This is a genomic window from Polyangium sp. 6x1 (genome assembly GCF_029946515.1).
In the GTDB taxonomy this organism is placed as follows: Bacteria; Myxococcota_A; Polyangia; order Polyangiales; family Polyangiaceae; genus Polyangium.
The window spans coordinates 1-20,810 of record NZ_JARZHH010000097.1 but is presented as its reverse complement, the minus strand read 5'-3'; the positions used below and the strand labels follow the sequence as shown (position 1 = coordinate 20,810).

15 protein-coding genes are annotated in these 20,810 nt (G+C 69.9%); 11 read left to right on the top strand and 4 right to left on the bottom strand.

Translation table 11 applies throughout. The features are described from left to right. The first annotated feature begins 70 nt into the window (after window positions 1-70). Window positions 71-1,348 carry a PEGA domain-containing protein gene (locus tag QHF85_RS45405; RefSeq protein ID WP_281333756.1) on the top strand — a complete coding sequence of 426 codons (1,278 nt, stop codon included), beginning with the start codon at window positions 71-73 and terminating at the stop codon, window positions 1,346-1,348. Window positions 1,349-1,361: 13 nt separating this feature from the next. Next, complete coding sequence (locus QHF85_RS45400; RefSeq protein ID WP_281333755.1) at window positions 1,362-2,309, top strand: hypothetical protein; 948 nt, start codon at window positions 1,362-1,364, stop codon at window positions 2,307-2,309. A 113-nt stretch (window positions 2,310-2,422) separates the two neighbouring features. On the opposite strand, the gene hflX is transcribed toward QHF85_RS45400, so the two are convergent. Further along, window positions 2,423-4,300, bottom strand: coding sequence for a GTPase HflX (gene hflX, locus QHF85_RS45395; RefSeq protein WP_281333754.1), 1,878 nt, complete (start codon window positions 4,298-4,300; stop codon window positions 2,423-2,425). 131 nt (window positions 4,301-4,431) lie between these two features. Between hflX and QHF85_RS45390 the strand changes: the two genes are divergently transcribed. From QHF85_RS45390 to thiL, 6 genes are all read left to right on the top strand, one after another. Further along, the gene (locus QHF85_RS45390) at window positions 4,432-5,403 is read left to right on the top strand and encodes a homoserine kinase (RefSeq protein WP_281333753.1); all 972 of its coding nucleotides are present in this window, start codon (window positions 4,432-4,434) and stop codon (window positions 5,401-5,403) included. Window positions 5,404-5,489: 86 nt separating this feature from the next. Beyond that, window positions 5,490-6,383, top strand: coding sequence for a M48 family metallopeptidase (locus tag QHF85_RS45385; RefSeq protein ID WP_281333752.1), 894 nt, complete (start codon window positions 5,490-5,492; stop codon window positions 6,381-6,383). Window positions 6,384-6,392: 9 nt separating this feature from the next. Beyond that, window positions 6,393-8,162: a dynamin family protein gene (locus QHF85_RS45380; protein WP_281333751.1), complete on the top strand. Its 1,770-nt coding sequence runs from the start codon at window positions 6,393-6,395 to the stop codon at window positions 8,160-8,162. A 45-nt stretch (window positions 8,163-8,207) separates the two neighbouring features. Continuing rightward, entirely contained in the window at window positions 8,208-8,939 is a 732-nt protein-coding gene (locus QHF85_RS45375) for a gliding motility protein (protein WP_281333750.1), read from the top strand. Beyond that, complete coding sequence (locus QHF85_RS45370) at window positions 8,936-10,384, top strand: ATP-binding protein (protein WP_281333749.1); 1,449 nt, start codon at window positions 8,936-8,938, stop codon at window positions 10,382-10,384. Before QHF85_RS45375 ends, QHF85_RS45370 begins: the two co-directional genes overlap by 4 nt. Window positions 10,385-10,393: 9 nt before the next feature. Further along, window positions 10,394-11,353 carry a thiamine-phosphate kinase gene (gene thiL / locus QHF85_RS45365; protein ID WP_281333748.1) on the top strand — a complete coding sequence of 320 codons (960 nt, stop codon included), beginning with the start codon at window positions 10,394-10,396 and terminating at the stop codon, window positions 11,351-11,353. A gap of 15 nt (window positions 11,354-11,368) precedes the next feature. Here thiL and QHF85_RS45360 read toward each other — a convergent pair whose 3' ends face one another. The 3 genes from QHF85_RS45360 to sppA all read right to left on the bottom strand — a co-directional run bounded on the left by QHF85_RS45360 (window position 11,369) and on the right by sppA (window position 17,663). Beyond that, a complete protein-coding gene (locus QHF85_RS45360; protein ID WP_281333747.1) occupies window positions 11,369-11,833 on the bottom strand; it encodes a hypothetical protein in 465 nt (154 codons plus the stop codon). Between the two features lie 168 nt (window positions 11,834-12,001). Further along, complete coding sequence (locus QHF85_RS45355; RefSeq protein WP_281333746.1) at window positions 12,002-15,343, bottom strand: vitamin B12-dependent ribonucleotide reductase; 3,342 nt, start codon at window positions 15,341-15,343, stop codon at window positions 12,002-12,004. A gap of 589 nt (window positions 15,344-15,932) precedes the next feature. Then, window positions 15,933-17,663, bottom strand: coding sequence for a signal peptide peptidase SppA (gene sppA, locus QHF85_RS45350; protein ID WP_281333745.1), 1,731 nt, complete (start codon window positions 17,661-17,663; stop codon window positions 15,933-15,935). 199 nt (window positions 17,664-17,862) lie between these two features. Here sppA and QHF85_RS45345 point away from each other — a divergent pair, with 199 nt between their 5' ends. The 3 genes from QHF85_RS45345 to QHF85_RS45335 all read left to right on the top strand — a co-directional run. Continuing rightward, window positions 17,863-19,554, top strand: a complete 1,692-nt coding sequence (locus QHF85_RS45345) for a ribonuclease J (RefSeq protein WP_281333744.1) — start codon at window positions 17,863-17,865, stop codon at window positions 19,552-19,554. Then, the gene (locus QHF85_RS45340) at window positions 19,551-20,489 is read left to right on the top strand and encodes a CHAD domain-containing protein (RefSeq protein ID WP_281333743.1); all 939 of its coding nucleotides are present in this window, start codon (window positions 19,551-19,553) and stop codon (window positions 20,487-20,489) included. Before QHF85_RS45345 ends, QHF85_RS45340 begins: the two co-directional genes overlap by 4 nt. Before the next feature lie 89 nt (window positions 20,490-20,578). Beyond that, the coding region (locus tag QHF85_RS45335) for a hypothetical protein (RefSeq protein WP_281333742.1) at window positions 20,579-20,810 on the top strand (232 nt) is incomplete at its 3' end.

Below are 20,810 nucleotides of genomic sequence, written 5' to 3'. Positions count from 1 at the left end.
GCAGCGCCCGCGCGAGTTAATTCAGCGAAACTCAGAGAGTCGAGCAGAGACGAGTGAGGAGGGCTTAGATATGCGATCGAGTTCGGGCCGGCTGACGTCGTTGCACACCGCAGCAGTGCTCACGAGTCTGTTGGCGCTCACGGCGTCTCCGGCCGCGTACGCGCAGGGGAAGGCTCCGGCCGCCGCGCCCGCCGCCCCCGCCGCGGACAAGAAGCCTGCGGCAGCGCCGGCGAAGAAGGACGACAAGGCCGCCGCCGCACCCGCGGCCGCGCCCGCGAAGAAGGACGACAAGGCCGCCGCCGCCGCGCCCGCGAAGAAGGACGACAAGGCCGCCGCCGCGCCCGCGAAGAAGGACGAGAAGGTCGCCGCGAAGGACGACAAGAAGCCGGCGAAGCCTCTCACCGAGAAGCAGAAGAAGGACCTCGCGACGAAGTCCATGAAGGACGGCGACGCGGCCTTCGAGAAGGGCGAGTACCAGACCGCTCTCGACGCTTACAAGCTCGCCGACGAGACGCTCCCGGGCCTCAACGCGAAGTTCAAGGTCGCGGTCGCGTACGAGAAGCTCAACAAGGTGCAGGAGGCCGTCGCGGCCTACCAGGGCTTCCTCGCGGCGATCGACGAGCAGGCCGCCGACAAGAAGAAGAAGTTCGATCCCAAGAAGTGGGAGGATCGCGTCAACGAGGCGAAGGCCAAGATCGAGGCGCTCAAGAAGACGCCCGCGACGGTCAAGATCGCCTCGAAGCCGGAGACGGCCGCCGGCCTCATGGTCGCGGTCGACGGCAAGGAGCCCGCGCCCGCCGGCGAGCTGAAGCTCGATCCGGGCAAGCACACGCTCGTCTACTCGGCGAAGGGCTTCATCACCTCGCAGCCGCAAGAGGTCGAGGTCGCCTTCGGGGAGACGAAGGAGCTTTCGGCGCCGACGCTCGAAGCCGAGCCGCCGCCCCCGCCTCCGCCGCCTCCGCCGCCTCCGCCGCCCCCGCCGCCTCCGCCGCCTCCGCCGGCCCCGGCGCCTGCGCCGAAGTCGTACGTCCCGGCGTACGTGACGCTTGGCCTCGCGGGCGTGGGCGCGGTCGTCGGCACGATCTTCGGCGTCTCGGCGCTCGGCGCGAAGAGCGACTTCGAAGCGAACCCGACGGTCGACAACGCCGACAGGACCGATCGCAACGCGCTCATCGCGGACATGTCGTTCGCCGTGGCGCTCACGTTCGGCGTGACCGGCGCGGTGCTGCTCTTCGGCGGCGACGACAAGCCCGCGCAGCAGACGGCCACGACGAAGCTCTACAAGCCGGTCGTCGCGCCCTTCGTGGGCCCGACGGGCGGCGGCGGCGTCGTGTCGTTCAAGTTCTGATCGGACGCGCGCAATGAAGGCACGGAGCACTCGAACCTGGGCAATGCTCACGCTCTGCGTGGGCGTTGCCCTCTCCGTCGGCGCGGGCTGCGAGCTCGTCGCGTCGGTCGATCGGGACACGATCCCGATCGGCCAAGGCGGCGCGGGCGGCTCCGGTGGCCAGGGCGGCGCAGGTGGTCAGGGCGGCCAAGGCGGTCAGGGTGGCCAAGGTGGCGCCGGCGGCCAAGGCGGCCAAGGCGGCGCGGGTGGAGCAGGCGGCGGCGCCGGCACCTGCGTCGATCCTGCGGCCGACTGCCCCGCGCCGTCGGGGCCGTGCGTGACCGCGATCTGCGACGCGAACAAGAACTGCGGCGAAGAGCCGAAGGCAGAAGGCGCGCCGTCCTCGAACGAGGTGGCGGGCGACTGCAAGCAGCACACGTGCGACGCCGCGGGCAGCGAGCAGGTGACGGACGAAGCCGCGGGGACCGCGTGCGGAGACGCCACGGCGTCCTGCGCGAACGGCGTCGCGAACCAGCCCGACACCTGCGACGCGGCAGGCGCGTGCCAGGCGAACGACAACGTCGCCTGCGCGCCGTACATCTGCGGCGCGATGGCCTGCGGCACGACCTGCGCGGCGGACGCGGACTGCGCGGCGGGCAATTACTGCAACGCGAGTAGCCAGTGCGTGCCGAAGGTCGCGAACGGCGCGGCGTGCGCAGGGGCGAACGCCTGCCAGAGCGGCTTCTGCGCGGACGGCGTCTGTTGCAACACCGCGTGCAACGGGCTCTGCCTCGCGTGCGACGGCGCGGGCTCCGCGGGCACGTGCACGCCGGTCGCGGCGGGCACGGCCGATCCGGCGTGCGGCGCGGGCCAGGCGTGCAGCGACTCGGCCACCTGCCTCAAGATCGGCGGCGAGCCCTGCACCCTGCCGGACGAGTGCATCTCCGGCATTTGCAACGTCGGGGAATGCACCGCGCCCTGACGTGACTCGCATGCTTGGGGGCTCGGCTCGGACGAGCCGAGCTACGCCCCCAAATCCCCACGCGCGGGGGCCGGCTCCGACGAACGGAGCGGCTCTCCCGCGCGTTTTTCTTTTCAAACCCGAAGCGTCGTCCGCCGATACCGCTTGCCCGCCGTGAGCTCGGCGAGCGTCGTGAGCGACGACTCGTCCTCGGTCGACGCCGCGTCCGCGGCTTCGCCCTCGCCCGCCTCTGCTTCGTCCTCGTCGACGTCGTAGGCCGGCACCGTCCTCGCCTGCTCCCATCGATCCTTCAGCCGATCGGCGATCGTCGCGAGCAGCGCGCGTGTCGTCTCGCGGTTCGTCGCCGACACGAGCACGGCGCCCTTGTTGCCGAAGAGCAGCCGTCGCGCCTCGCCCTTCTCGACGAGGTCGACCTTGTTGAAGACCAGGATGCGCGGGATCGACGAGAGCCCGAGCTCGCCGAGCAGCTCCTCGGTCGTCGCGATGTGCTGGTCGTGGGCCGGGTCGCTCGCGTCGACGACGTGCAGGATGAGGTCCGCGTCGGCGGCCTCCTCGAACGTGGCGCGGAACGCGGCGAACAGGTCCTTTGGAAGCTCGCGGATGAAGCCCACGGTGTCCGTGATGATCACCTCGCGCTCCTCGGGAAAACGGATCCGGCGCGAGCGCGTGTCGAGCGTGGCGAAGAGCTTGTTCTCCGCGATCGTGTCCGAGCCCGTGAGCGTGTTCAGGAGCGTGCTCTTGCCCGCGTTCGTGTAGCCGACGATGCTCACGATCGGCACGTCCTTGCGCGCGCGCTTGCGGCGCCGCTGCTCGCGCTGACGCGAGAGCTTCTTGAGCTGCGCTTCGAGGAACGAGACGCGCTCCTTGGCGCGGCGACGCCCGATTTCGAGCTTCGTTTCGCCGGGGCCGCGCCCGCCGATGCCGCCGGTGAGGCGCGAGAGCGAGTCGTCCTTCATGGCGAGGCGCGGCAGGGCGTACTTGAGCTGCGCGAGCTCGACCTGGAGCTTGCCGTCCGCGGACTCGGCGCGCTGCGCGAAGATGTCGAGGATGAGCTGCGTCCGATCGATGACCTTGAGGTCGGCGTGCTTCGAGATCGCCGAGGCCTGCGAGGGCGTGAGGTTGCGATCGAAGACGAGCGTCGCGGCGTCGAGCTCGGCCGCTCGCAGCACGATGTCGTCGAGCTTGCCCTTGCCCACGACGAGGCGCGGGTCGATCTTGTCGCGGAGCTGAATGACGGTGTCGACGACCTCGACGCCCGCGGTGCGCGAGAGCTCGGCGAGCTCGCGCAGGCTGTCTTCGGCCTCCGCGTATGCGCCTTGCTTCGACTTCTCCGCGACGTGCACGAGCATCGCGCGGCCGTCCTTCGCGTGCGTGAAGATGCGCGACCTTCGGGCGAATTCGTCTTCGAGCGCGTTGATGAGCTCGCCGAAATGGATGTCGATGCGGCCGACCGGCAGCGGTCCGACGCGCCGGTAGGGCAAACCATTTCGAGGGTCCTCCCCCTCAGCGCCGGGGGTTCGGGGGCGCAGCTCCGCTTGCGGAGCGGAGCCCCCGAGCGTCAAAGGCGACGGCGGCGTGTTGTACGCGAGATCCATCGTCTTCGGCTCGCCCTCGGGCGAGAGCTGGATCGCGGCCACGAGGTCGAGCCGCAGACGCACGAGGTCGACGATGTCGTCGCGCGTGAGCTGCTCGTTGTAGAGGTGCGTGTGGACGAGGCGCAGCGCGCGGAAGCGGCCCTCGGCGGCGCGCAGGCGGCCGATGTCGGGGAGCATGAGCTTCGTCGCGTCACCGACGACCACGTAGTCGATCTCGCCCGATCGATGGACGAGCGCGCCGACCTGGCGGCCCGTCACATGCGAGGCCTCGGCGAGGGATTTGACGAGCTCCGGCGTGGCCACGTGATCGAGGGGGACCTTGCGCCGATAGATACGCTCGAGCAGCCTGACCGCGTGCGGGCTGAGGCCCGTGGTGTTTCCGTAGATCTGTTGCATTCGGTCGGTGGTTTGAGGGCCAAGCTCCGCTCGCCGGAGCGTCTCCCTCAAGCATGGATTCGTGCCTCCCTTTCATAACGCACGGATCCCCGGGGCGCGAGAGGCCGCGCCTTGGTACCGTGCAGCCGGACATGGGCATCTTCACGGCACTCTCGCAGGAGGATGCGCAGGCGCTCGGCGCGCGCTTCGGCCTCGCGGTCACGGGCGCGCACGGTCTCGACGCGGGCAGCGTGAACACGAGCTACGAGCTCGCGATCGAAGGCGGGGGCCGCGTCTTTTTGCGGATCTACGAGGGCGCGGATGCAGCCTCCGCCGCGCGGGAGGCGCGCCTGCTCGCGCACCTCGCCGAGCGCGGCGTGCCCACACCCAGGCCGCTCGAGCTCGCCTCGGGAGGCGGCGCATTCGTGGCCGAGCACGCGGGCAAACCCGCGGTCGTGTTCCCGTGGATCGAAGGCGAGATCGTCTGTCAGCGTCGCGTCACCGAGGCGCACGCGCGCGCCGTTGGGGAAGCGCTCGCGCGTGTGCACCTCGCCGGCGCGTCGTTCGGCGAGCCGCTCGCGACGCGGTTCGGCCCCGCGGACCTCGCGGCGCGGCTCGCCGCGCTTCGCGAGCGGACGGACGCGCCGGAGCACGTGCGCCTGATCCTGCCCGAGCTCGAACGGCGGCTCGACCGCCTCTCGCGGGTGAGCTTCGGCCCGACGCTCCCGGTGATCCATGCGGATCTCTTCCGGGACAACGTCCTCTTCCGGGACGGCGCGCTCACCGCGGTCCTCGATTTCGAGAGCGCATCGAGCGGCGCGGCCGCGTTCGACCTCATGGTCACGGTGCTCGCGTGGTGCTTCGGCGACGGGCTCGATCGAGGCCTCGCGCGGGCCCTCGCGAGCGGATATTCCGCGGTCCGCGCCCTCGCCGACGACGAGCGAGCGGCGCTCCACGACGCGGCGCTCTTCGCGGCGCTTCGCTTCACGATCACGCGCATCACGGACTACGAATTGCGCCCGCGCGGCGCCTTTGCTTTCAAGGATTACCGGCGCTTCGTGGCGCGCGGCGCGGCCCTCGAGGCGCTCGGCGCGCGTGAGCTCGTCGAGATGCTCGGCGTGTGAAGCGCATGTGAAGGAGTTTTGATTTTCGAGGTGGATCCAGGGCCGACGGTTGCGCCGTGGGAAGCCCACCGTTACCTTCGAGGACCATGGCACAAGTCGGGACGCTCGATTTCAAAGGCTTCATCGAGAACCGCAAAGAACGGCGCGCAGGCGGCGTGGACGGAGGTGGACACGCTTATGCGTACGTCTCCGATCGGACGACGCGCGCCGCGTTCGACAAGATGAAGCCGGTCGAGCTGGCCGTCGCCGCGTCGGTCCGGTTCTTCAAGGCCGTCGGCAAGAGCGACCTGCTCGGCCACGCGGTGAAGGTCGGGACGAACCAGTTCCCGCGCGTGCACGGCATCGCCGCCGAATGCGCGCAGACGCTCGGCATCGCGACGCCCACCGTCTACATCCTCAACAACCCACAGATGAACGCGGCGACGTACGGGACGAACGACGACTCGTTCATCATGGTCCACTCCGCGCTCGTCGATCATTTCTCCGACGAGGAGCTGCGCAACGTCATCGGCCACGAGTGCGGCCACATCCACAACAGCCACGTCGTCTACCTGACGGCGATGCACTACCTCAAGGTCATGGCGTCGCGATGGCTCGGCCCGCTGGTCGAGCCGGCGATGATCGCGCTCTCGAGCTGGTCGCGCCGCGCCGAGGTGACGTGTGATCGCGCCGGCCTTCTCTGCTGCAAGAGCCTCGACACCGCGCAGCAGACGTTCGCCAAGCTCGCGCTCGGCTCGGCAAAACTCTACGCCGAGCTCAACATGGACGCGTTCCTCGCGCAGTACGAGGAAGGCCGGGAGGGCGTGGGCCGTTACCGCGAGTTGCTCGCGAGCCACCCGTACCTGCCGAAGCGCGTGATGGCCCTGCGCATGTTCGCCGAGAGCGAGCTCTACAAGAAGCACATCGGCCAGGAAGCCTCGGGCCTCACGATGGAAGAGGTCGACGAGAAGGTGCACGACATCATCAAGGTGGTCGGCTAGGAGCGCACGATGCTCGAGACATTTCGCACGAGACAGGTCGAAGTCACCACAGCGCTACGCGAGCTGCTCTCGATCGCAGGCCGCGTCGGCGCCCGATCGCTCGCGGGCCGCATCGGCAGCGACGTGGTCGACAAACTCTCGGCCGATCGCTTCCACCTCGTCGTCGTCGGCGAGTTCAACCACGGCAAGACGACGTTCGTGAACGCGCTGCTCGGCGCCGAGGTCCTGCCCGTCGGCGTGACCCCGACGACGGCCGTCATCCACCACCTCGAATACGCGACCGAGCCCCGCGCCGAGCTCGTGCGCGCCTCCGGCGAGCGCACGACGATGCCGTTCGAGGAGGTGCGCAAGTTCGCCGTCGGCCAGGAAAAAGGCTCCGAGAGCGCGACGAGCGAGGTGAAGCACCTCGAGGTCTTCTACCCGGCGGAGCTGCTCCGCGAGCGCATCGTGCTCGTCGACACGCCAGGCGTGAACGACCTCTCGCTCCAGCGCGCGGACATCACCTACAGCTACATCCCGCGCTCGGACGCCGTGCTCTTCCTCATCGACGCGGGCCAGCCGCTCAAGGAGAGCGAGCGCGTCTTCCTCAACGAAAAACTGCTCGGCCAGTCGCGCGACAAGATCATCTTCGTCGTCACGAAGAAGGACATCTGGAGCGAGGACGAGGAGGAGGAGGCGCTCGCCTACATCCGCACCGAGCTCGCCAAGCTGATCCGCACGCCCGTGGTCTTCCCCGTCAGCGCGAAGCGCGCGGCCGAGGGTCACCCCGAGGAGAGCGGCATGCCGGAGCTGCTCTCGCACCTGACGAAGTTCCTCGCCGAGGAGCGAGGGCGCATCCTGCTCGACAACGCGCTCGGCGAGGGCCTCGAAGCCGCACGCATGCTGGTGAAGGGCATCGACGCGCGCAGGCGCGCCGCGCAGATGTCGAGCGAGGAGCTCGCGCGCCGCATCGACCTGCTGGAGAAGGACCTCGCGGGCCAATCGCGCACGATCGAGGAGCGTCGCGCGGGCATCCGCGAGGAGGTCGCCGCGATCCGCGCCTGGGTGCAGCGTGATCTCGCTCATTTCGTCGACGACGTGACCCGCCAGATCCCGGACCTCGTCGACAACCACGCGGCCGACGACATCAAGGTCTGGCTCGGCCCCTTCCTCGAGAAGACGTTCGCCGACTGGGCAGAGGCCGAGACGAAGGAGATCGCGAACGCGCTCGAAGCGCTGGCCGAGAAGACGATCGCGCTCGTCCGCGAGGACGCGCACGACGTGGCCAAGCGCGTCGGGCAGGCGCTCGGCTCGGACGTCCGCTCGCCCAGCGTGGAGGTCGACACGCTCGGCTACGACGTGGGCGTCTTCGCGCTCTTCACGCTCGGGCTCGGCGTGATGTTCACGAACGTCCTGCTCGGCGGCCTGCTCCTGCTCGCCTCGCCCGTCCTCGCCGTGTACGTGAAGGACAAGGTCGAGGCCGAGACGAAGAAGCGCGCGAAGGAGCTCGCCCCGAACGCGCTGCGCGAGGCCGCCGCGCGCGTCGGACCCAAGCTCGACGAGATGATCCAGGAGTTCGCGCAGCGGCTCGACCAGTGGGTCGTGACCGCAGGCGAGGAGCTTCACCGCGAGGTCATCGAGGTGCTGGAAGCCGCGCGCACCGAGCGAGCGGGCAAGGCGCCGGGCGCCCTTGCCGCGACGCAGGCATGCGACGCGGAGGCGAAGGAGCTCACGGGCGTGGTCGAGCGGCTCGAAACCATGCGCCGCTCGCTCTGGACCACGGACGCCGCCACGAAGTGACGATCCCGGGGGACGTGCGCCCTCGGCCCATGCGATAGTGCGAGCGTGCAGCTCGATTTCGCATCGCGCGAGATCTCGATCAAGCTCGTCTATTACGGTCCTGCGCTGAGCGGAAAGACCACGAACCTGGTCGCTCTGCACGAGCGCGCCGGCGCCGACGCGCGCGGGCGGCTCATGACGCTCGAGACGCAGGACGATCGCACGCTCTTCTTCGATCTCCTGCCGCTCACGTTCCGTTCGAAGGACGGCGACGTCTCGCTGCGCATCAAGCTCTTCACGGTCCCCGGCCAGCCGATCCACGCCGCGACCCGCAGGCTCGTCCTGCAAGGCGCCGACGGCGTTGCGCTCATCGCCGACTCGCGCATCTCCGAGACGCAACGCAACGCCGACGCGTTCCTCGATCTGCGCCAGAACCTGCGCGACAACGGGATCGAGATCTCGAAGATGCCGCTCGTGATCCAGTTCAACAAGCGGGATCTGCCGGACGTCCGCAGCGACGAGGAGCTCGCGCGGCTCGCGGCGCGCGGCAAGGAGCCCGTCTTCCGCGCGGTCGCGACGCGCGGCATCGGCGTCGTCGAGACGTTCGTTTGTCTGCTCTGGCTCACGTGGCGGTCGCTCGATCAGAGCCATCAGCTCTCGCGCAAGCTCTCGATCGACGGCGACGACCTCGTCTCGACCGCGGCGCAGCAGCTCGGTGTGACGACGCCGTTCCGCGAGCTCATCGCCGCGCGGATGGGCGGGAGGATGGCCGGCGCCGCGCCCGGAGGCGCTCCTTGAGCGACGAGCGCGCGGTCGACATCGACGCGCTTGGCCTCGGGTTCGGACCGCTGAGGCTCGAGGACCTCGTCGACCGCGAGGCGATGCGCGGCATGGTCGGCTCGATCGAGCAGGTCTTCGGCATGCCCGTCCGCATCGTCTCGAACTCGGGCGTGAGCCTGGCGAGCTCGTCGCGCGAGGCCCCGCTCTGCGCGATGATCAACGAGGAGCCAACGGGCCGCCGCGCCTGCGGCGCCATCGTCTCCGAGGTGAAACGGCTCCGCGTCACGTCGAGCGAAGGCGTGACGCACCCCTGCTTCACCGGCGCGCGTTACCGCGTCGTCCCGATCGAATACGAGGGCGGCACCATCGGCCGCGCGATCCTCGGCCCGTACCTTCCTCCGTCGGTCGAGAGCGTGCCCGACACGCTGCTCGCGATCGAGGGCGTCGATCCGGCGCGCGCGGCCGAGCTCTTGCCGCACATGGCGCGCGCGACCGAGGCCACGGCCGAGATCGTCTCGAAGCACCTCGTCGCCGTGCTCGACGTGATCCTCTGGAGCGGGCACAAGGCCCTGCTCACGTCGAAGATGCACATCGCGGCGATCCGCGAGAGCTACCGCGAGCTGTCCGACAAGAACACCGCGCTCGAGCAGGCCTACGAACGGCAGCAGGAGCTCGACAAGCTGAAGTCGAACTTCCTCGCGACGATCTCGCACGAGCTCCGGACGCCGCTCACCTCGATCCTCGGCTACAGCGAGATGCTCGTCGGCGGCATCGCCGGCGAGCTGACGGGGCCGCAGCTCGACTTCGTGCAGATCATCCAGGCGAAGAGTGATCAACTCTTGAAGCTCATCATGAGCCTGCTCGACCTCTCGAAGCTCGAGAGCGGCACCGTGATGATGCGCCGGAGCGACGTGGCGATCGGCGCGGTGCTCGCCGAGGCGGCCTCGACGGTCGCGCCCGTCGCCGCGAAGAAGAGCGTGACGCTCACCGTGGACGCGCCGGCCGATCTGCCGCTCGTGCTCGGCGATCCGGAGCGGCTGCGGCAGGTGTTCGTGAACCTCGGCGAGAACGCCATCAAGTTCACGCCGCAGGGCGGCACGGTGCAGCTCGTCGCGCGGCAGATGGCCACCGAGGTCGACGGCGGAGACGAGCCCGGCATGGTGCTGCTCGCGCCGCTCCGGCAAATGGTCGAGGTGCGCGTGACCGACACGGGCATCGGCATCCCGGCGGCCGAGCGCGACAAGGTCTTCGACCCGTTTTACCAGGTGGATCAGACCTCGACGCGCGAGCACGGCGGCACGGGCCTCGGGCTCTCGATCGTGAAGCGGCTCGTCGAGGCGCACCACGGGACCGTGCACATCGAAGGCAACGACCCGACGGGCGCCGTCTTCGTCGTGCGTTTGCCCGCGTCGCGCCCGTCGGCGCCGCCTTCGAAGGCGGCGATCTCGGTGCGATTCGCGTAAAGAGGGGACATGGGAGCGCGAAGCTCGGAGCGGGCGCGAATCGAGATGCTGTCGCGCATCTTCGGCACGGATGGATCGGGCCGGACGATCCTGGGCATCGGCGACGACGCGGCCGTGATCGCACAGGGACGCGATCCCCTCGTGTGGACCATCGACGCGCAGGTCGAGAACATCCACTTCCGGCGCGACCTCGTCTCGATGGCGGACCTCGGCTACCGCGCGACGATGGCCGCGACGAGCGACCTCGCGGCGATGGGCGCCTCACCGCTCGGCCTCCTCGCGGGCCTCGTGCTGCCGGAGGACGTCACCGACGAGGACCTCCGCGCCATCGCAGAAGGACAACGCGAGGCGGCAAAAGAAGTTGGTACCCAAATCATCGGCGGCAACCTCGCGCGTGGGCGGGAGATCTCGATCACGACGACCGCGCTCGGCGAGACGCCGCGCCCGCTCGGTCGGTCCGGCGCGAAGCTCGGAGAGGTCGTGGCGATCGCAGGGCCGCTCGGGCTCTCGGCGGCAGGCCTCGCGCTGATCGGCACGAAGCACGAGAACGAGGCGGACGCAGCCCCAGCGGTGCGCGCCTACCGGAGGCCCGTGGCGCGCATCGCGGCAGGGCTCGCGGCGCGGGACGTGGCGAGCGCGGCGATCGACGTGTCGGATGGGCTCAGCCGCGACGTGGGGCACGTGGCGCACGCAAGCGGCGTGCTCGTGGTGCTCGATCTGCCAGCGATCGTCACACCCGAGCTCGAGCGCGCGGCCGCGCTCCTCCAGGCGGACGCCTACCAGCTCGCCCTCCAGGGCGGCGAGGACTACGCGGTCGTGGTGACCCTACCGGAGGACCACATCCCCGCAGGCTTCAAGCGAATCGGGCGCGTTTTACCGCCCCAGGACGGGAAGATCGGCGTCGCGGTCGAGCGCACCGACGGCTCGTACGAGCTGCTCGACGAGCGCGGCTACGACCACTTCCGCTGATCGTTCGACATCAAACTAGTTGCAAGCAGAGGGCGCACTTCCGGCCATCGTGGCGCGGATCTGCGTGAGCGCAGTCGAGCGCGAGGCCTTGCCCTCCTTGACGAGCTTCGCCGTGCCGGCGCACATCGCAGCCGCGGAGGCAGCCTTCGATTTGACGGTCGAGTTCGCCTTCGGGTCCTTCGCCAGGGCCTGAAGCGCCGAGCAGCACCCATCAATCGACGGCGCAGCCACGGCCTTCGGAGCCTCCGTGGGCGTGGGCGCAGCCGACGGCGTGGGCGCAGCCTCGGCAGGCGCAGCGCTACCCGCCGCCGAGCCTTGCGCAGCCTGCGGCGCATCTTCCGTGGCCTTGACCGGCGCAGGGGCAGCCGAAGGAATCGGGACAGCCTGGGGCGCTTCTTCCTCCTTCTTGCAGCCAGTGAAGAGCAGCGCGCCAAGCGCGAACGTGAGCAGGGCAGAGCACGCGCGAGCGGAAGTGAGCATGGACGCCGTTTACCTGGGTTTCGGAGCGGCGGCTACTTTCGAGGGGGCGTGGCGCCGGGGCGACCACCCCGGGCCCGACCAGGGGTTGTCCACCCCTGGACCCGGACCAGGCGCGGCCTGGACCGATGGTGCATCGACCGCGATGCGGTCGATGCACACGGAGAGCGTTTAGCTGCAGCCCATGCTGTTGCCGCAGTTGAGGCATTTGTAGCAAGCGCCGTTGCGGACCGTGATGTGGCCGCAACCGTCGCAGACAGGCGCGTCGCCCATCATGTCCTCGAGTTGCGCGTCGAGCGCGCTCGTGACGCGCTCGTGCGTCTCGACGTGAGTCGGCGCGGCAGGAAGCGCCGGCGCGGCCGACGAGCTCTCCTGCGCACGCGAGTCCGTCGGATCCTGGATCGTCGCCGTCGGCTGCGGCTGCACGTGCGCGAGGTCGTACCGGTGCAGGTACTCGATGCCGAGCACACGGAAGATGTAGTCGACGATCGACGTCGACAGCCTCACGTAGTCATGCCCCTCGACCATGCCCTGCGGCTCGAAGCGCGTGAACGTGAACTGATCGACGAAGGTCTCGAGCGGCACGCCGTACTGCAAGCCGAGCGAGACGCTCATGGCAAAGCAGTTCATGAGCGACCGGAACGCCGCGCCCTCCTTGTGCATGTCGATGAAGATCTCGCCGAGCGTGCCATCGACGTACTCGCCGGTGCGGACGTAGATCTTGTGCCCGCCGACCGTCGCCTCCTGCGTGAAGCCCGAGCGCTTCTTCGGCATCCGCACCCGCGCGCCCGTCGGACGAACCGCAGGAGCCGCAGGCGCCTGCGTCGCTGCCACGACCTCCACCGGAGCCGAGGCCTTCTCCTTCTCGGCCTTCTCCTCCTTCGAATCACTCGACGACGAGAGCGGCTGCGACGCCTTGCAACCGTCGCGGTAGAGCGCGACCGCCTTCAAGCCGAGGCGCCAGCCCTCCTCGTAGATCTTCTGCACCTCCTCGACGGTCGCGTCGTTCGGGAGGTTCACCGTCTTCGAGATGGCGCCCGAGAGGAACGGCTGCGCCGCCGCCATCATGCGCACGTGCGACATCGGCGCGAGGAAACGCTTGCCAATCTTGCCGCACCGGTTCGCGCAATCGAACACCGCGTAGTGCTCTTCGCGCAGGTGCGGCGCGCCCTCGATCGTCATGCGGCCGACGATGACCTCGTTCGCCTCGGCGATCTCCGTCGAGGAGAACCCGAGCGCACGCAGGAGCGAGAAGCCCGGCGTCTGCCGCTGCTCGGGCGTGATGCCGAGCCGCGCATACGCCTCTTCGCCGAGCACCCACGAGCTGAAGGCGAGCCCGAGGTCGAAGACGCCCGGAATGGCCGTCTCGACCTTCGCGAGGTCCTCGTTCGTGAGGCCGCGCTGCTTGAGCGACGCGCGGTTCACGTTCGGCGCGGCGAGCAGCGTGTTCGTGCCCGAGACGTAGGCGACGATCTCCTGCACCTCGTGCTCGCTGTAGCCGAGCCGGCGGAGCGCCTCCGGCACCGACTGGTTCACGATCTTGAAGTAGCCGCCGCCCGCGAGCTTCTTGAACTTCACGAGCGCGAAGTCGGGCTCGATGCCCGTCGTGTCGCAGTCCATGAGGAGGCCAATCGTCCCCGTCGGCGCGAGCACCGTCGATTGCGCGTTGCGGTAGCCGTTCTGCTGGCCGATGCGCACCGCCTCGTCCCAGTCCGCGCACGCCGCACGCCAGAGCGGCTCGGGGCACTTCTCCCGATCGATGGCGTACGCCGCGTCGCGGTGCAGGCCCATCACCCGGAGCATCGGCTCGCGGTTCTTCGCGTAGCCCGGGAACGGACCGCGTGAACCGGCCATCTCGGCCGAGACCTTGTACGCGTGGCCGCACATGATCGCCGTGATCGCGCCGGCCACCGCGCGCCCCTGGTCCGAGTCGTACGGGATGCCGAGGAGCATGAGGAGCGTGCCGAGGTTCGCGTACCCGAGCCCGAGCGGCCGGTAGTCGTGCGAGTTCCGCGCGATGGGCTTCGTCGGGTAGGACGAGAAGTCCACGAGGATCTCCTGCGCCACGAAGAAGACGCGCGTCGCGTGGCGGAAGCCCTCGATGTCGAAGGAGCCGTCCTCGCGGAGGAACTTCGTGAGGTTCAGGCTCGCGAGGTTACAGGCCGTGTCATCGAGGAACATGTACTCGGAGCACGGGTTCGAGGCGTTGATCCGGCCCGAGTTCGGGCAGGTGTGCCAGCGATTGATGGTCGAGTCGTACTGCACGCCCGGATCGGCGCAGCCCCACGCCGCGTCGGCGACCATGCGCCAGAGGTCCTTCGCGTTGTGCGTCTCGACGACCTCGCCCGTCGTCCGCGCCCGCGTGTCCCACGTCCCGCCCGTCGACACGGCGCGCATGAACTCGTCCGTGACGCGGACCGAGTTGTTCGAATTCTGGCCGCTGACCGTGTGGTACGCCTCGCCGTTGAAGTCGGAGGACATGCCCGCGGCGATGAGCATCTGCGCCTTCTTCTCCTCGCGGACCTTCCACTGGATGAAGTCGACGATCTCGGGGTGGTCCATGTCGAGGCAGACCATCTTCGCGGCGCGCCGCGTCGTGCCGCCGCTCTTCGTCGCACCGGCCGCGCGGTCGAAGACCTCGAGGAAGCTCATGAGCCCCGAGCTCGTCCCGCCGCCCGAGAGCTTCTCCTGCTTGCCCCGGATGGTGCTGAAGTTCGTGCCCGTGCCCGAGCCGTACTTGAAGAGCCGCGCCTCGCTCTTCACGAGCTCGTAGATGCTCATCAGGTCGTCGTTGATCGACTGGATGAAGCACGCCGAGCACTGCGGCTTTTCGTACGCACTCGGGACCTCGACGATGGAGCCGTCCCCTTCCTCTCGATCGAAGGCCTGCTTGGTCTCGGTCCAGCTGTAGTTGCCGCCCGCGCCGACGATGCCGTAGCGGTGCCAGAGGCCGCAGTTGAACCAGACCGGCGAGTTGAAGGCGCCGTACTGGTTCACGAGGAGGAAGGTGAGCTCCGCCTCGAAGGTCTCCGCTTCCTTGGTGCTCGCGAAGTAGCCGCCGAAGTTCTCGCCCGCCTCGCGGATCGTCTTGGCCAGGCGCTCGACCACCTGGCGCACGCTGGTCTCGCCGAGATCCTTGTTCCCGTGAAGGCCGGCCTTGCGGAAGTACTTGGAGACGACGATGTCCGTCGCGAGCTGCGACCAGCCCGCCGGCACCTCGGCCCCTTCCATCTTGAAGACCACGGAGCCGTCGGGGTTGTTGATGACGCTCGAGCGGCGCTCCCAGGTGACCTCGTCGAGCGGATTCGTCCCCCGGTGCGTGAAGACCCGGTCGAAGGTGAGACCGCGCGTACGCGCCGCCTTCTTCGCCTCTTTCGCGGAGACCGCCGCCGCGGCCGCCGTGGCCGCCGCAGTCTTGCCAGGCTTGTCCGAGGTGCGGGCCGCGCGCTTCGTGCCCTCTCCGGACGCCTTCGCCACCTTTCCGCCTTCTTCACCGATCGTCGGCTGCGCCATCTACATGTCTCCCAAGATGGAAAACGTCGCCTGTCCGTACGAACCGCTCCGAGAATCGTACAGTGGCGACGCTGCATTGACAGGCCCGCGGCGCTGCCTCTGCTTTTGTTCAGGAGTAATTCGAATTCGTTTGCCGCGCCGGGCTCGACTCACCCGACGGGCGACCCCGCCGCCGATGGGTGAACCCCCACCGGCAGTGTCCAGGTCGCCGTCGTACCCCAACCCCTAGCGTCCAGGCAAGCCCTCATGAGCAGGATGAGGGTTCAGCACACCAAACCACATGAACCGCTGCGCCCCTGTGGATTTGTCTCGGCACAGCCTGGTTTTTCTGAACAAAGACCGAGATATGGAGCGCCTCGGGCAAACTCCGGTGGCCCCGCTTGGCAGGAAAATTCCGTTTCACATCCCACACGATTTCCAATTTCGTTGAATTGTCCTGGACAGGAAAATGTAAGAAAACAACGCATTGACAACACGGGGCGTCGCGTTTCAGGCCCCGTCGCCTTCCTGCGGTGCGTAGCGTCGTTCCCACCGCGCGCCACCCCAAAGACCGGAGAGCGCGGATCCAGCGAGATCCATTGGGAAAACGTCAGGTGATGTCCAGCCAGGTTCGTCCATCCGAACCCCACGGCTCGTAGACGAGCACGCGCTCGCTCGCCGCGAGGTTCAAGCCGAGCAAGGCACGCTCGGCCACCGGCGAGAGGCCCAGCGCACCCAGCGCCGAGAGCGCCGCCCGGGCCACGCGCGCCGCGCTCGGCGGCGGCCCCTCCCCGCGCGGCGGAGGCACGAGCCGAGGCTCGAGCAGACCATGCCCCGCGAGATCGCTCGCCCGAGCGACCGCGTCCGAGAGGCCCCCGAGCTCGTCGACGAGCCCTCGCGCCCGCGCCTCGGTCCCGCTGTAGATGCGGCCCTGCGCGAGCTTGTCGATGTCCTCGAACGGCCGGCCCCGACCCCGCGCGACGACGCCCACGAACGTCCGGTAGAAGGCGTCGACCTCGGACTCCATCACCGCGCGCTCGGACGCGTCGAGCGGCCGGACGGGCGAGAACAGATCGGCGCGCGCCCCGCGCTTGACCACGTCCGTCGAGACGCCGAGCTTCTCGAGGAGGCCGCGCAGGACGAAGTGCGCCGACACGACGCCGATCGACCCGGTGATGACCTGGGGCTCGGCGACGATGACGCGCGCCGCCGCCGCCACGTAGTAGCCGCCGCTCGCCGCGACGTTCGAGAGGTACGCGACGACCGGCTTCTCCTTCGCGAGCAGCTCGACCTCGTGGTGGATGCGGTCCGAAGCGACGGCGCTGCCGCCAGGCGAGTCGATGTGCAGGACGACGGCCGCGACGCGTCGGCTGCTTCGCGCCGCACGGAGCGCCCGGACGACGCGGTCCTCGACGGCGAGCTTGCCGAGCGAGAAGCGGCTGCGCGAGACGATGGGGCCGTGCACCTCGACGAGGCCCACGATCGGCCGCGGCAGGAGCGGCCGGAAGCCACGCGTGTGGCGCGCCGCGAAGTACCTGCCCGCGGGCACCCAGCGCGCCGTCGGGGCAGGCTCCTTGCCGAGCAGCGTCGTGACCTCGTCCTCGTAGGCGACGGCGTCCACGAGGCCGAGCTCCTGGGCGCGGTTCGCTCGGTACGGCGCCTCGTCGACCCAGCGTGACGCGACGCTCATGTCTCCGCCGCACCGCTCCGCGAGCGCCCGGACGAGCGCGTCATGCCGCGCGCCGAGCACCTCGCCGAGCTGCTCGCGCTGCGGCTCGCTCATCGCATCCCGCACGAGCGGCTCGGCGGCGGCCTTGTAGGTGCCGCGCGCAAAAACTTCGGGCTCGACCCCGATCTCGGCGAGCGCCTTGCGCAGGTACTGTCCCGTCGCCGCGTAGCCGATCGGCGCGACGAGCGTCTCCGGACCGACCACGACGCGGCGCCCCGCGGACGCGAGGTACATCGTGTCGTTGTCGGCGCCCATCGGGAGATAGAAGACGACCTCCTTGCCCGCGTCCCGGAGGTTCGCGAACACCCGGCGCAGCGAGGCGAGGACACTCGGGCCCGCCGCGAGGCCGTCGAGCCGGACGAAGAGGCCCGCGGCGCGGTCGTCGGCGGCGATGAGCTCGCAGAGCTCGCGCACCCGCGTCACCGAAAGCGGCGGACGGACGCGCCGGAGGAAACGCGCGAGGCCGCGCGGCCGCGTCGGCACGGCGTCGACGACGTGGCCGTCGAGGTCGAGCAGGACGTAGCCGCCCTTCGGGATGGCGAACGAGCGCCGCAACCACCGGAGGGGCATCCCGAGGAGGAGGAGGAGGTTCGTGAGGATGGAGCGGAGCAAGGTGGCCTTTGGATCCCGAAGAGGACCGGGCGCAACGTAGACCCTCGGAGGCGGGGGCGGTAGATCGGGCCGGTCCCTCCTCCTCGAGCGCGCCATACCGCCCAGGCCGCGTTATGCTCCGGATGCGAGCGGGCCGGTGATGGGCGCTCGAACGCGACAAGGAGCGCTGTTGTCCTCGTTGAACGATCCGCAGAGCGGCATGTCCCCCCCTCCCCCGCGTGGCCTTTCGAACGGCCGCTCCTCGCTGCGCATCGTCCCCCTCGGCGGGCTCGGCGAGATCGGGATGAACTGCATGGCGCTCGAGCAAGGCGACGACGTCGTGCTCGTCGACTGCGGCGTCACGTTCCCGACGACCGACCTCGGCATCGACACGTATCACCCACGCTTCGATTACGTGATCGGACACAAGGACCGCGTGCGCGCCGTCGTGCTGACCCACGGGCACGAGGACCACATCGGGGGGCTTCCCTATCTGCTCGCGCACCTCGACGAGGACGTCCCGGTCTACGGGCCGGCCCACGCGCTCGAGCTCGTCAAGTACAGGCTCGCCGAGCACGGCTACGGCGACGACGAGGTCGAGCTGATCCCCGTCGCGCCGCGCAAGACGTACGAGGCCGGCTCGTTCTCGTTCGAACCCATCCGCGTCACGCACTCGATCGTCGACGCCGTCGCCCTCGCGTTCCGGACGTCCGCGGGCATCGTGGTGCACACGGGCGACTTCAAGCTCGACCCCACGCCGCCCGACGGCGAGCTGACCGACGAGGCGCGGCTCGCCGAGCTCGGCGACGAGGGGGTCTCGCTCCTGCTCTCCGACAGCACGAACGTGGACTCGCCCGGTCGATCGACGAGCGAGCGCGCCGTGGGAGAGACGCTCACGGAGATCGTCACGCGCGCGAAGACCCGCGTCATCGTCGGGATGTTCGCCTCGAACGTGCAGCGGCTCGCCATGCTGGCGAAGGTCGCCGTGGCCACGCGGCGGCGGATCTGCTTGCTCGGCCGCAGCGTGCAGACCCACGTGCGCGCCGCCGAGATCGTCGGCCGGCTCCGGTTCCCGAGTGATCTGCTCGTGCCGCCCGAGCACCTCGGATCGATGCCGCGCGACCGCGTCCTCATCATCGCGAGCGGCACGCAGGCCGAGCGCATGAGCGCGCTCGTGCGCCTCGCGGCCGGCACGCACCCCTTGCTCCGGCTCGATCCGGGCGACGTCGTCGTCTTGTCGAGCCGCGTCATCCCGGGCAACGACCGGCCGGTCTTCGAGATGATGGGCGATTTCCTGCGCATGGGGATCGACCTCAAGACGTGGCTCACCGACCGGGGCGTGCACGCGAGCGGCCACGCGCACCGCGAGGAGCAGACGCGCATGATCGAGCTCTGCCGGCCGCGCTCGTTCGTCCCTGTGCACGGCACGCTCCACCACCTCGTGCGGCACGCCGCGCTCGCCCGCGAGGTCGGCGTCTCGGACGTGCTCGTCGCCGAGAACGGCGAAGTGGTCGAGCTCGGCGCGCGGGCGGCGCTCGCCAAAGCGGCGCGCGTGACCGTCGGCAAGGTCGCGACCTACGCCGGCGACGAGCTGCCCGACGAGGTGATCCGCGAGCGCGCCCAGCTCGGGCGGTCGGGCGTGGCGATGGTGTCGCTCGTGCTCGACCGGCGCGGCGCCGTCGCCGCCCCGCCGCGCGTCGTGCAGCGCGGCGTCGTCGATCAAGAGGAAGGCGCCTCCGAGGTGATGCGCGCCGCGGCCCTCGCGGTCTCGCGTGCGATCACCGAAGCGGACGGGCGGACGCGATCGAGCGACGAGGGCGTGACCGAGGTGGTGCGCCTGGCCGCGCGGCGCGTCATCGAGGCGAAGACAGGTCGCAGGCCGATCGTCGTGGTGGCGCTCTCGCGGGTATGAACACACCGACCTTCGCCCACGAGCTGCTCGCCGCGGCGCTCCTCGCGCTCATCGCGGACGCGCGCGCGGCGCGGGAGCGGGTGCTCGCCATCTCGTCGTCCGCGATCGCGGGAGCGCCGGGCGGCGCCTCCGATGAGGAGGCGCTCCACGACTTCCGCGTGGCGCTCCGGCGGATGCGGACGCTGCTCCGCGTCGCGCGCGAGCTCTGGCGGCGCAAGCGGCTCGCGCGGATCGAGGGCGAGATCAAGTACCACGCCCAATCCACGGGCGCGCTGCGCGACGAGGAGGTGCTGCGCGAGACGCTCGCCGCGCTCGACCTGCCCCCGGAGGCGCGCGCCGAGGTGGGCGCCTGGCTCGTCCGGCGCGCCCGCGCCACGCAGAAAGAGCACGCCGAGGTGACGCGCCTGCTCCGGGACGGCCCTTCCCGTCGCGCCCCGACCTTGCCGAATGGCAAACGCATCCGTCCTCTCGAGCGCTCGTTCCATGCGCTCGCCGCGCGCCTCGACGGCGACGCGCCGCGGCTCGTGCCCGCGGTCGATCTTGGTCACACGGTCCTCGATCGAGCGGCGCGCGACGTCGTGACGTGGGCCGCGCGGGATGTCGGCGACGCCGAGGCGATGCACGAGCTCCGCATCCGGTACAAGCGCATGCGCTACACGGCCGAGCTCTTCGCCGGGCCTCTCGGAACGGCCGCGACGCGCCTCGCCAAGCACGCCACGCGCATGCAGCGGCACCTCGGCGAGCTGCACGATCTCGACCAGGCGATCGTCACGCTCTCGCGCGCGCGGGGTCTCGGCGCGGCCACGAAGGGCGCGGTCCTCGCGGGGCTCCGCGCGTCGCGCGCCGCGTGTGCGTCGAAGGTCGAGCCGCACCTCGTGAAGGCGCGAAGCCTCGTGGATCGTGGGCCGGACGACGACGCACCTCCCCTCGTGTGAATGCTCGCCGGTCTCCTGCGATCGCCCTCGACGTGATACCTTCGGCCATCCTTTCCAGTCGGGCCCGCGCGCCCGAGCGAGGTGATGCCGTGAAGCGCTCCGCGATCTTGACCGCAACCCTTCTGTCGGCCCTGGGCCTCACGTACGTAGGCTGTACCCAAGACTTCAACCAGTTCGAGCCCTCGGGGGGCACCGGCCTCGGAGGCGGGGCGAGCTCGTCGAGCACGATGAGCGGGCCCGGCGGCGCGGGGGGCCAGGGCGGCGCGGGCGGCGGCATGGGCGGGGCCGGCGGCGTCGGCGGTGTGGGCGGCGCGGGCGGCG

What these genes read in the sequence shown, in the direction of transcription:
- QHF85_RS45405 (WP_281333756.1), top strand. Translation starts at nt 71, where the DNA reads ATGCGATCGAGTTCGGGCCGGCTGACGTCGTTGCACACCGCAGCAGTG.
- QHF85_RS45400 (WP_281333755.1), top strand. Translation starts at nt 1,362, where the DNA reads ATGAAGGCACGGAGCACTCGAACCTGGGCAATGCTCACGCTCTGCGTG.
- hflX (WP_281333754.1), bottom strand. Translation starts at nt 4,300, where the DNA reads ATGCAACAGATCTACGGAAACACCACGGGCCTCAGCCCGCACGCGGTC.
- QHF85_RS45390 (WP_281333753.1), top strand. Translation starts at nt 4,432, where the DNA reads ATGGGCATCTTCACGGCACTCTCGCAGGAGGATGCGCAGGCGCTCGGC.
- QHF85_RS45385 (WP_281333752.1), top strand. Translation starts at nt 5,490, where the DNA reads ATGGCACAAGTCGGGACGCTCGATTTCAAAGGCTTCATCGAGAACCGC.
- QHF85_RS45380 (WP_281333751.1), top strand. Translation starts at nt 6,393, where the DNA reads ATGCTCGAGACATTTCGCACGAGACAGGTCGAAGTCACCACAGCGCTA.
- thiL (WP_281333748.1), top strand. Translation starts at nt 10,394, where the DNA reads ATGGGAGCGCGAAGCTCGGAGCGGGCGCGAATCGAGATGCTGTCGCGC.
- QHF85_RS45360 (WP_281333747.1), bottom strand. Translation starts at nt 11,833, where the DNA reads ATGCTCACTTCCGCTCGCGCGTGCTCTGCCCTGCTCACGTTCGCGCTT.
- QHF85_RS45355 (WP_281333746.1), bottom strand. Translation starts at nt 15,343, where the DNA reads ATGGCGCAGCCGACGATCGGTGAAGAAGGCGGAAAGGTGGCGAAGGCG.
- QHF85_RS45345 (WP_281333744.1), top strand. Translation starts at nt 17,863, where the DNA reads ATGTCCCCCCCTCCCCCGCGTGGCCTTTCGAACGGCCGCTCCTCGCTG.
- QHF85_RS45340 (WP_281333743.1), top strand. Translation starts at nt 19,551, where the DNA reads ATGAACACACCGACCTTCGCCCACGAGCTGCTCGCCGCGGCGCTCCTC.